This is a genomic window from Edaphobacter sp., assembly GCF_035532915.1.
Taxonomy (GTDB): Bacteria; Acidobacteriota; Terriglobia; order Terriglobales; family Acidobacteriaceae; genus Edaphobacter.
This window is the reverse complement of record NZ_DATKQC010000434.1, coordinates 1-8,564: the sequence shown is the minus strand read 5'-3', so window position 1 is coordinate 8,564 and position 8,564 is coordinate 1. Positions and strand designations below refer to the sequence as shown.

The window sequence follows — 8,564 nt, the reverse complement described above, 5'->3', positions numbered from 1 at the left end:
GCACAGCGGCCTCGTAAGCCAGCATCGAAATTGCCTCACGCCCGTCAGCTCCAGAGCAGGTGCTGTATCCGCTGTAGGCGCTTTGGAACATGGGGAGAGCGCCCTGAAAATCAAGGTTCAACTCCTTCACTTCGGCGAGCTCGCCGTAGATTTCCGCCTTGTCGCAAACCGATGCGGGATCCTGGCTCAGAAGCCCCAGCGCCTCGTCATCCAGCCGCTGAGCTTCATCGGTTTGGCCGCGGTACTCCAGGTTACTGGCAAGCAAGTGAATTGCGTCGGCCTTCTCATGCAAGGGCAGATTGTTGCGGCGCGCTTCGTCCGCTGCGTAGCGCAACAAGCGAAGGTCTTCGTCGGCCAGGTCATAATTTTCCCGATTCCAGGCGTAATAATCCGCTGCCCGAACGCGAACTGCTGGCGTAACTCCCGGCCGTTGCGAAGCCCTCAGACCATCGGCCGTAAGCTGCATCCCATCTTTTTTATCTCCCTCAGAGAACGCTATTTGCCCCGCGAACGCCTCTGACTCTGCTTCGGCATCGGCATTCCCCATGGATCGGGCGGTTGCAGCGGTCAGCTCGAAAATTTTTCGAGCGCCGTCCAGGTCTCCGTTATCGTACATCGATTCGGCAAGCGCAACCTTTGCTGCAAGCAGGTCGTCGGGATTGCGGATGTAGTCGGGCAGCATCTTCACGCCTAACTGCAAAAACTCCGGAACCGTGACAGCCGGCTTACCGGTGTAATTCGAGTTGGCGAGACGAAAGAGCTGATGCATGAAGGTTTGCATTCGCTCGGCACGTTGCGCCGCGCGGAGGGCCTGCTGCTGGCGCCAGGCCGCATAGCTCAGGCTTCCGACGAGTAGCGCCGCCGTGGCTAAGCCGACTGTCACTCCCACGCGATGGCGGCGAACAAATTTGCCGAGCCGGTAGATCGCGGTCTGTCGGCGGGCCATGACCGGTTCACCGTCGAGATAGTGCCTTATATCCTGCGCCAATGCGTCAACCGAGGCATACCTTTCAGACGGGCGTGGTCTGAGACATTTCTCGGTGATTGTCTGCAAGTCGCCAGCGAGAACCTGGCGAAGCCGCGCCTCTGTCACGCCTCGATTCTGAGCCGCCTCGACCGTGATCGCGACCAGGAGGTTTTGCGGACGTTGTTCCGCGATTGCCCGCTCGATCATGGCAGCCACCGACGAATTCGCATAGGGACGCTGCCCGCAAAGAAGCTCAATGAGAACGGCGCCCAGCGCATAAACGTCGCACGCAGTGGTGACGGGCTCATTTCGCAGCTGCTCGGGGCTCGCGTATGCGGGCGTGGCCATTACGGTGGTGGTGAACAGGCTGTCGGTTTGGATGAGCTTGGACGTACCGAAGTCGAGGAGCTTGACGCAGCCCTCCTGCGACACGAGGATGTTCGACGGCTTAAGGTCGAGATGGACAATCAGATTGCGGTGCGCATAGGCAACCGCGTCGCACACATCGAGAAACAGACGCAGCCGCTCCGGAATCTCCAGCTTGCGATTGTCGCAGTAGACATCGAGATGCTCACCGTCGACGTACTCCATGACCAGGTATCTCTGGCCCGAGTCGGTAAGGCCAGCATCTATAAACCGGGTGATATTGGGGTGATCGAGCGAGCCGAGAATATGCTGCTCGCGCTGGAACCGCTCAATGAAGGATGTCCCGGCGGCGTGGGGAGCCAGCATCTTCAGAGCGAGCCGTTGCGGCGCACCGCCCACGATGCGTTCTGCGAGATACACGCTGCCGATTCCGCCGGCGCCGAGCAGGCGAAGCAACGTGTATGGCCCGGCCCGGGGCGAAGCGGTCTCCGGGACATGTGCGGTGGATTCCTCGCTCAGGGATTCAGCGCTTTGGAAGAGGGTCAAGGCACGCCGCACGAGTTGCGGATCGGGGCAATGCACAGCGAGCACACGTTCGCGATCCTCCGTAGGAGTTTCCTCGGCCAGGTGGAACAGCGCCTGCAGCAGATCCCAGTTTTCTGAATCCTGAGTCATTCCTTTTCGCTCTCCCAAGGTTCGCGCGATTCGGCGGCAAACTGAATCATGCGGAGTGCAACCGCTCATACAACCAGGCGCGGACAAACCGGAGTTCGCGGTCGACTGTAGCCTTCGAGGTATTGAGAAGATCCGCGGTCTCTTCCGCTGTGAAGCCCAGGACAAATCGAAACTCCACCATGCGGCACTTGCGCGGATCGAGAGCATCGAGCTCGTTGAGAACACGGTCGAGATCGATCGCCCCAACTGGACTGGCGTCAATCCAGGCCAGGCCCTCTTCAAATGGGACGGAGACACCGCCGTCGCGCTTACCACGCAGCTGGCCGCGCGCGTGATCCAGGAGGACGCGGCGCATGAGCCGGGCGGAGAGCGAGTAGAAGTGTTCTCGATCTTCGAAGCGAAGGCTGCGCTGCCGGATCAGCTTGAGAAAAAGTTCGTTCACGACACTCGTCGGCTGCAGCAGATTCTCGGGGCGCTCACCACGAAACAAAGCGCCTGCGATCCTTCGCAGTTCCGGGTAGACGACCTCGAAAAGCCGGTCCAGAGCATCCGGCTTGCCGGCTGCCCACTCGCGGAGGAGAACCGTAACCTCACCATGCTGCTGGCTTTGATCGTCCGTCAAACGATGCCTTCTTGCTGCTCTCGGGTTCCGAACCGCGCCTGAAACTCATGCTCCGCGGTCTTAGCGATTCCGTGGCGGTAAAATGAACTTTCCTTTATGGCTAGAATAGACCGTCCAGCGGCATCGCCGGCTCTTTTTTCTACCCGTAACACATTTTCACATTGATTGACGCGTTCATGTCGGAAGAGCATTTGGCCCGCAGTCGGATTCTCCCTTTGAGACTACTGCGCGGGTATCGCCTGGCCCTGTTTTCAGCCGGCAATAGCGGTCGGACCAAGCCCGGGAGGAGGTTTCATCATGAGTACGACCCAGTTTCCGGCCGCGGGGCCGTCAGCAGGCATCAGTTCCCAGATCGAACTCAATCGTGCCAAGCCAGTGGTGTTGCGCAACAGCAGATTCCTGTGTTGGGTCACCATGAGCGGAGCCTGCTTTGCGGCCATTATATCCGTGTGCCTGGCTCTGGTGGTGTTCTCGATTTTCTCTACGAATGGGGGGCTCAACGCAGCGAATGCATGGAGTGCGGCACAGTGGGGCTTTGGGGTATTGGCCTTCGGATATATGTGTCCGTGGTTCTGGAAGCTGGGCCGGGCGATGTTGAATTACCGGGCCGTGCTCGACAGCCGGGGTGTGAACTTTAGCCTGGGCACGAAGAAGAAGCCCGCGGACCTCTTTCTAGCCTGGGATCAGATCGCCGCCATCAAGAGCAGGCGCGCAGTCAATGTGCAACAGTTTTGGGTCCAGGGTAGTGACGGAAGCGAGGCCAGATTCTCGTCGTTCACATTTTTCCGCCCTAAGAAGGTGGCTCGACTGATTGCAGAACGCACAGGACTGTCGATCCAGAAGGTATGATCGCCGGAGAATTGAGAACGGTTCACCGTGCCAATCTCCGGATCGGCGAAGCATAGGAGTAACACGTGGGAAAATCTCACGAGATACGAGGTTCATCATGAGGAAGAGATTCAGTCAGGGACTCACTGTTTTTGTGGCGATCGCACTTCTGCTGGCGGGCTGCAAGGCATCGCCGGGCAGCGCGGCAGATCCTGAGGCTGCGACCGGCGGCTCCGGCGCGCAGCCGGGCGCGAAGGCCGGGCCTGCCACGTACCTAGCAGGCTCGGCCCTTTCGAGCCAACTGACGACGGCAGAGATCACCGATCCTTCGCTGAACAATATGGTGTCGGCAACCCTGACAATCCCGGCGGGGTGGAAGTTGCAGGGTATCTCCATGATTATGCCGTGCACCTCGATCGGGCCCGCCCCGATCTATCGGGCCTATTCGCCGGACGGACTGATGCAGATGCGGGGCGAGCCGCCCATGGGATGGAAGTGGAACCCGAAGTACAAAACAGACCAGAGCGGCTGCGCGAGCATCTCGAAGCCGATTTCGGCAGCGGATTTTCTGACCTACTACATTGGCACGATGCAGGGCGGAGTCCACGTGGTGGGGACGATGCCGGTACCGGCGGCTTTTTCGCAGTGGGCAACGAACTTTGCGGGACAGGGGAAGCAGAACGGCGCCCGTCAGCCCCAGATGATGCAGACCGACAACACAGCGGACACGGCGGCGTTGCGGGCGGAAGTGGTGAACGGGTCCTTTGTGGTGGAGGAACGGCTGCTGGCCGGCGTGGTGTGTTCGGTGAACAAGGAAGCCATGTATGGCGGACAGTGCTTTGCGCGGATGACGGTACTCACGGCGCCCGAGGGGCGACTGGATGCGTTAGTGCAGCTGGTGGACAGCAACAATCTGCCTAAGGGGGTGGCCCCGCCGCAGTATCGGCAGGCGGTGATGCAACGGCTGTATCAGCAAAACCAGCGGGCGGCCGACCAGAGGATGGCGGCGGCGAACGCCAGGGACGCAGCCTTCAGCCAGATGATGTACAGCGCGTTCCAGCAGAATATGGCGCGTTCGGCGGCGCAGCATCAGCAGTTCATGCAGCAGCAGGAGTCTTCGTTCGAGAGCTCGATGAATAACGCGAACGCGTCGATGAACGCGCGGTCTACCGCGGCGTCGGACTGGGTGGACTACGCGCTGGATCAGCAGACGGTGGTGGGACCGAACGGAGTTCCCACGAATGTGTCGAACGCGTACTCGCAGACGTGGACGAACGGATCGCAGTGGTATCAGACGAACGATCCGAATTCGAATCCCAATGGCGTGCTCCAGGGCAACTGGACGCCAACCACGCAGGTCCACGGCAACGGGGCGCCGAAGTGAGATGCGAACGAATATCGGGAAATCTAACTCAAGAGACGAAGAAATCAGCGCTGTAAGAGCAAGCCGTTACGCCTCATCTGGCGCGAGTGGCCATATCCTATTTGCTGTGATCGCTGTGGCAGGCCAAAGATGGCAAGCACGACCTGACGCAGCGTAGAAGACTAGGGCGTGTTCACACTAAGCGGAGAGCTTCGACAATGAGGGCGAAGTAGAGGAATGCCAGGAAGAGCACGTCGAGCTTCTCAAAGCGGGAGAAGATGCGGCGGAAGCCCTTCAGCCTCCGGAACAGTCGCTCAATCTCGTTGCGTTTTTTGTAGAGCGCCCGATCATATTCCCATGGCTCAATGCGATTGGACTTCGGCGGAACTACGGGGATCATGCCCAGATCGAGCACCAGCTGGCGAGTTTCGCCGTCTTCATAGGCCGGGTCCATCACCAGGTGAAGTCTCTCCGGCATCGGACCGAGCTCGGTCAGCAGCGCACGGCCAGCGGGCGCGTCATGCGCCTGGCCCGGAGAAAGGGAAAAGGTTATGGCCGTTCGAGCATTCGCGGCAACCATACAAATCTTCGTGGTCCATCCGCCTCGTGATTTCCCGATGGCCTGTGGTCCGCTTTTTTTAAAGCTCCGGTCCCGTCGGGATGAACCTTGACGATGGTTGAATCCAGCGCGAAGGCTTCGATGCGGATGCGCACGATCTGTTCCATCTGCAGCTTCTCGAACACGCGATCCAGCACACCGTTCTTCGCCCAGCGATTCATGCGGACGTAGATGGTGTGCCAGTTGCCGAACCGCCGGGGAAGGCCTCGCCACTTACATCCCTGCTCGGCGACATAAAGGATTGCGTTGAGCACCTGGAGGTTGGTCAGCCGTACGTTGCCGCGCTGTACAGGCAGACTTCCACGGATCTTTTCGTACTGCTCTGGCGTGATTTCCATCTGTCTGCATGTTACCAGGCTCAGATGTCAGTAGTGTGAACACGCCCTAATAGGGTAGGAGGCGGGGTTGCCCCGCCGTCCTCCCACATCACCGGACGGACCGTTCGGTATCCGGCCGTTCAGGAAACAGCGACAGGCGTTATGAAGCTCCCATCGCCTTCGGTTTCGGCAACCCAACATCCGCCGTGCGTGACTTGGCACCAATTCCGGCTCATGACAGGTTCGGCCCGCCTCCTTCAGAAATGCCCGTACCTGCGGCTGGGTTCGCCACGACGCTGCATCAGCACAGTTGCGATGTTGTCTTGGTATCTCGCGCACTCGGACATAAGGATATTCGCCCCACACTCCGCTATATCAACCTATCAGCCAGAAAATCTCGCACGAGCAATGGAAGTTACCTTTGGGAAACGTGACGCTATATAAGAAGCGCCGTTGAATATGTGGCGTTTCTGCCCCCCAACACCCGTCCCCTACATGGGCACGAGTGTACAGCAATGAGGAAGTGTCACCAGATTTCTTTCTCGTCTGAGCGCCCCCGCTTCAGGCAACGGTCTGGCAGAGGCGGGAAGAACCCGTCAAGGGTCTCCGCTGCGCTTCGATGAACGCGCACCGACCGCGCGCCCTAGACTGAACCTTCCCGCCTCCGCCCGTTGCGAAGAGCCATGAAGGGGGGCACTCAACGAAAAAAATTAGGTTTGAGTGCTCTTGCTTCTGGACGCCAATCGGCCCCACGGGGCTACGCAGGAGCATCGTCATGAAACGCAGCAACAACATTACCAGCATCGCAGCCACCACCGCCAGCAATAGCACAGCCAGCAGCCAAGCTGCGCCGCACAGGAAAAGTGCGGCGCAGCGCAACCGCAGCGATTCGCCCTATCAGGGACGCACTGCGCAGAAAGACAATCCAACCCAACTCATCATCAAGCAGGCGGTGAATTTCCTCATCAAGCAGGTAGAGGCAGGCAAGAGCGAGACTTTGGCCGCATATCTAACCGCGATGGCGCGATTCCACAATTACAGCTTTGGCAATATCGTTGCCATTGCGCAGCAGCGGCCCACAGCAACGCGCGTGGCAGGATTCGGCACATGGAAAGAAATGGGTCGGTTCGTGAAGCGCGGCGAGAAGTGAATCCAGATTCTCGCGCCGATGATTGGCCAAGGGCGGAGGAACGCCGAGGACATACAGAACGCCGACGCGGACGGCAACGCCAAGTCTCGCCCTGTGCTCATCGGCTTTCGCGCCGTGTATGTTTTCGACGTGGAGCAGACCGAGGGCGCGGACCTGCCGGGGTTCGAGCACAGCATCTCCGGCGAAGTGGCGAACATCGCGAACGGCTCATTGATTTTCTTGCGCAACAGAACATCGCCCTTGAGTTCAACGAGAGAATCGCCCCGGCTTTCGGCGTGAGCTACGGCGGCAAGATCGCCTTGCTTCCCGGCCAGTCGAAGGCCGAGGAGTTCGTCACTCTGGTTCACGAAACAGCACACTTATGTTGTGCGCAACATAAGCGCATGAAATTCTGCACAAAATTGAGCGGCGCACCACGACTACGGCCACCGTACGTGAGACCGAAGCCGAAGCCGTCGCCTTTGTCGTAGGCCAAGCGATTGGCCTCGAGATGGGAACCGCCGCCAGCGATTACATCCTCACCTACGCCGGAAACGTGGCGCTGCTGACTGAAAGCCTTGAAGTCATCCAGCGCACGTCCGCTGTGATTCTCGGCGCTATCTGCCCGGAAGAGGCGGCGCAACCGGAACAGTTCGCACCGGCCAGCTAAGGGCCACGTTCTGGGCGGGCGTCTGCCACGTCGGACGCCCGCTCATGCACTCACGTTCGACAACCGTATACGGAGGTATTCCCCATGACGACAGCAATCGCAACACAGTCCGAGTATCGCAATCTGCCCATCTTGAGCCTCACCGAGTCACCGGCAAATCCCCGGCGCTCGTTTGACGAGGGAAGTCTTAATGAACTCGCAGATTCGATTCGCAGTCAAGGCGTACTTTCGCCGCTCTTGGTACGGCCCAAAGGTTCCACCACATTCGAGATCGTGGCCGGGGCGCGGCGCTACCGCGCGGCGCTACTGGCCGGACTCGACTCCGTTCCCGTGCGCATCGTGGAACTCACCGACGCGCAAGCCCTCGAAACCAGCATCGTTGAAAACCTGCAACGGCGCGACGTTCACCCGCTGGACGAGGCGGCAGGGTTCGTTTCGCTTTTGCACTTGGACTACACACCAGAGCAGATTTCCGCGAAAGTGGGCAAGGCAACCGCCTACGTCGTAGCCCGCGCCCGCCTCGCACAGCTTGCCCCGGCAGTCACCGAAGCCTTTGCGAAAGACGAGATCGGTGTAGGCCACGCACTTTTGCTCGCCAAACTTGAAACCGCACAACAAGAGGAAGCACTCGCCGCCTGCTGGCAGGAGACGAGCTACACCAACGGTAGCAAGCCCAAGCGCATCTTGCTCCCTGTCCGCCATCTCCAACAGTGGATTGAGCACAACATTTTGCTGGAGCTTGCCACCGCGCCATTCTCGAAAGACGACGCAACGCTTGTGCCCGATGCGGGTTCCTGCGTTGAATGCCCCAAGCGCACTGGGCACAATACGCTGCTCTTCGAGGGCATCGCGGCACAGCACGATTCCTGCTCCGATCCCGCTTGCTATGCGGCCAAGGTGGACGCGCATGTGAAGCGGACGGTAGCAGCTAAACCCAAGCTGGTACAGATCACCACCGCCTACGGCAAACCCGCCGAGGGCAGCGCAGTTGTACCCCGCAACCAGTAT

9 protein-coding genes and 1 pseudogene are annotated in these 8,564 nt (G+C 59.6%); 6 read left to right on the top strand and 4 right to left on the bottom strand.

Annotated elements, in window-relative coordinates:
- The coding region (locus tag VMU57_RS20385; protein ID WP_325386792.1) for a serine/threonine-protein kinase at nucleotides 1-2,008 on the bottom strand (2,008 nt) is incomplete at its 3' end.
- Nucleotides 2,009-2,054: 46 nt separating this feature from the next.
- Nucleotides 2,055-2,630 carry an ECF-type sigma factor gene (locus VMU57_RS20380; protein ID WP_325386790.1) on the bottom strand — a complete coding sequence of 192 codons (576 nt, stop codon included), beginning with the start codon at nucleotides 2,628-2,630 and terminating at the stop codon, nucleotides 2,055-2,057.
- Nucleotides 2,631-2,927: 297 nt separating this feature from the next.
- On the opposite strand from VMU57_RS20380, the gene VMU57_RS20375 reads away from it, so the two are divergent.
- Nucleotides 2,928-3,479 carry a hypothetical protein gene (locus tag VMU57_RS20375; protein ID WP_325386788.1) on the top strand — a complete coding sequence of 184 codons (552 nt, stop codon included), beginning with the start codon at nucleotides 2,928-2,930 and terminating at the stop codon, nucleotides 3,477-3,479.
- Nucleotides 3,480-3,576: 97 nt separating this feature from the next.
- The gene (locus VMU57_RS20370; RefSeq protein WP_325386786.1) at nucleotides 3,577-4,842 is read left to right on the top strand and encodes a hypothetical protein; all 1,266 of its coding nucleotides are present in this window, start codon (nucleotides 3,577-3,579) and stop codon (nucleotides 4,840-4,842) included.
- A 172-nt stretch (nucleotides 4,843-5,014) separates the two neighbouring features.
- Here VMU57_RS20370 and VMU57_RS20365 read toward each other — a convergent pair whose 3' ends face one another.
- Both VMU57_RS20365 and VMU57_RS20360 read right to left on the bottom strand, forming a co-directional pair.
- Complete coding sequence (locus tag VMU57_RS20365) at nucleotides 5,015-5,653, bottom strand: IS5 family transposase (RefSeq protein ID WP_325386784.1); 639 nt, start codon at nucleotides 5,651-5,653, stop codon at nucleotides 5,015-5,017.
- Nucleotides 5,620-5,778: pseudogene (locus VMU57_RS20360) on the bottom strand (transposase); the annotation flags it as partial. The pseudogene VMU57_RS20360 and the gene VMU57_RS20365, both read right to left, overlap by 34 nt.
- A 754-nt stretch (nucleotides 5,779-6,532) precedes the next feature.
- Here VMU57_RS20360 and VMU57_RS20355 point away from each other — a divergent pair.
- The 4 genes from VMU57_RS20355 to VMU57_RS20340 form a co-directional block, all read left to right on the top strand.
- A complete protein-coding gene (locus tag VMU57_RS20355; RefSeq protein WP_325386782.1) occupies nucleotides 6,533-6,907 on the top strand; it encodes an ArdC family protein in 375 nt (124 codons plus the stop codon).
- An 18-nt stretch (nucleotides 6,908-6,925) separates the two neighbouring features.
- The gene (locus tag VMU57_RS20350) at nucleotides 6,926-7,186 is read left to right on the top strand and encodes a hypothetical protein (RefSeq protein WP_325386780.1); all 261 of its coding nucleotides are present in this window, start codon (nucleotides 6,926-6,928) and stop codon (nucleotides 7,184-7,186) included.
- Nucleotides 7,187-7,397: 211 nt separating this feature from the next.
- Entirely contained in the window at nucleotides 7,398-7,556 is a 159-nt protein-coding gene (locus VMU57_RS20345) for a hypothetical protein (protein ID WP_325386779.1), read from the top strand.
- Nucleotides 7,557-7,640: 84 nt separating this feature from the next.
- Nucleotides 7,641-8,564 (top strand): ParB/RepB/Spo0J family partition protein (locus VMU57_RS20340; protein ID WP_325386778.1); only part of this gene is annotated, 924 nt, incomplete at its 3' end.

Coding starts and splice junctions, on each gene's coding strand:
- VMU57_RS20375 (WP_325386788.1), top strand. CDS start 2,928: ATGAGTACGACCCAGTTTCCGGCCGCGGGGCCGTCAGCAGGCATCAGT.
- VMU57_RS20370 (WP_325386786.1), top strand. CDS start 3,577: ATGAGGAAGAGATTCAGTCAGGGACTCACTGTTTTTGTGGCGATCGCA.
- VMU57_RS20355 (WP_325386782.1), top strand. CDS start 6,533: ATGAAACGCAGCAACAACATTACCAGCATCGCAGCCACCACCGCCAGC.
- VMU57_RS20350 (WP_325386780.1), top strand. CDS start 6,926: ATGATTGGCCAAGGGCGGAGGAACGCCGAGGACATACAGAACGCCGAC.
- VMU57_RS20345 (WP_325386779.1), top strand. CDS start 7,398: ATGGGAACCGCCGCCAGCGATTACATCCTCACCTACGCCGGAAACGTG.